Source organism: Psychrobacter sp. ANT_H59 (assembly GCF_008369225.1).
Lineage (GTDB): Bacteria > Pseudomonadota > Gammaproteobacteria > Pseudomonadales > Moraxellaceae > Psychrobacter > Psychrobacter cryohalolentis.
The window spans coordinates 1-1,228 of sequence record NZ_VOBE01000013.1; the positions used below are offsets into that span (position 1 = coordinate 1).

Annotated in this window: 1 protein-coding gene; it reads right to left on the reverse strand. The window is 48.0% G+C overall.

The annotated features are described in order from the left end of the window. Positions 1–18: 18 nt before the first annotated feature. Positions 19–1,209, reverse strand: a complete 1,191-nt coding sequence (tuf, locus tag FQ083_RS12595) for an elongation factor Tu (RefSeq protein WP_011512793.1) — start codon at positions 1,207–1,209, stop codon at positions 19–21. Positions 1,210–1,228: the final 19 nt, after the last annotated feature.

A 1,228-nucleotide genomic window follows, 5' to 3' on the forward strand; every position in this document is an offset into this window, starting at 1 on the left:
CTCTGACAGCGTTAAGTATTAGTTCAATACGTTAGCAACAACACCAGCGCCTACAGTACGGCCGCCTTCACGAATAGCGAAGCGAAGACCTTTGTCCATAGCGATTGGGTGGATAAGCTCTACGCCCATCTCAACGTTATCACCAGGCATGACCATTTCAGTACCGTCTTGTAATTGGATTGCGCCAGTTACGTCAGTGGTACGGAAATAGAACTGTGGACGATAGCCGTTTAGGAATGGTGTGTGACGACCACCCTCTTCTTTTGACAATACATATACTTCAGCGTCAAACTTGGTGTGAGGCGTGATTGAACCTGGCTTAGCTAGTACTTGGCCACGTTGTACGTCTTCACGCTTAGTACCACGTAGTAGTACGCCACAGTTTTCGCCTGCACGACCTTCGTCAAGCAGTTTACGGAACATCTCTACACCAGTACAGGTGGTTTTTTGAGTGTCACGGATACCGACGATTTCGATTTCGTCGCCAACGCGTACGATACCAGATTCAACACGGCCAGTTACAACAGTACCACGACCTGAGATTGAGAATACGTCTTCGATTGGCATTAGGAATGCTTTGTCGATGTCACGCTCTGGCTCTGGGATGTAGGTGTCAAGAACGTTTAATAGTTCTACAACGGCTGGTTGACCATATTTTTCTTGTGAGCCTTTTAGGGCTTCAGTTGCAGAACCATGGATGATTGGGGTGTCATCACCTGGGAAGTCATAGTCGCTTAATAATTCACGAACTTCCATTTCTACGAGTTCAAGCAATTCTTCGTCATCAACAACGTCGCACTTGTTCATGAATACAACGATGTACGGTACGCCAACCTGACGTGAAAGCAGGATGTGCTCACGGGTTTGTGGCATAGGGCCGTCAGTTGCAGATACAACTAGGATTGCGCCGTCCATCTGGGCTGCACCGGTGATCATGTTTTTAACATAATCGGCGTGACCTGGGCAATCAACGTGAGCGTAATGACGTGATGGGGTGTCATATTCTACGTGTGAGGTGTTGATGGTGATGCCACGTGCTTTTTCTTCTGGTGCTGAGTCAATAGACGCGTAGTCTTTGGCTTCGCCACCAGAGGTGATTGCAGCTACGGTTGCGATTGCAGCGGTAAGGGTGGTTTTACCGTGGTCAACGTGTCCGATGGTACCGACGTTAACATGTGGTTTTAGACGTTCAAACTTGGCCTTTGCCATGGGTATTTCCTCTTTTTTT

Bases quoted from the DNA above. Each gene is read 5' to 3' on its own strand.
- tuf (WP_011512793.1), bottom strand. From the start codon at position 1,209: ATGGCAAAGGCCAAGTTTGAACGTCTAAAACCACATGTTAACGTCGGT.